1 protein-coding gene is annotated in these 261 nt (G+C 62.8%); it reads left to right on the top strand.

Annotation, left to right across the window (positions count from 1 at the left end; all coding sequences use genetic code 11):
* Positions 1 to 43: 43 nt before the first annotated feature.
* Positions 44 to 261: DUF4342 domain-containing protein (locus tag SAZ04_RS22365; RefSeq protein ID WP_332699855.1), on the top strand; the 218-nt coding region annotated here is incomplete at its 3' end.

Genomic DNA, 261 nt, shown 5'->3' with positions numbered 1-261 from the left:
ACGACGCCGGTTCATCCGACGACACGGCGAGGAGATGAATGGGATGACACAGCAAGAATCCACATCAACGGAGACCATCGACCTGAAAGGTGCGGGTCACCTGGTCGACAAGGTCAAGGAACTGGTCCACGAGGGCAACGTCCGCCGGATCATCCTCCAGGACTCCGAAGGCAAGGCCGTCATTGAAGTGCCCGTGACGGTTGGTGTGATCGGTGTCCTTGTCGCGCCCGTGGTCGCCGCCCTCGGCGCGCTGGGCGCGCT

The organism is Halalkalibacter lacteus (genome assembly GCF_036663595.1).
Taxonomy (GTDB): Bacteria; Bacillota; Bacilli; order Bacillales; family Bacillaceae_D; genus Halalkalibacter; species Halalkalibacter lacteus.
This window is presented reverse-complemented; position numbering and strand designations above follow the sequence as displayed.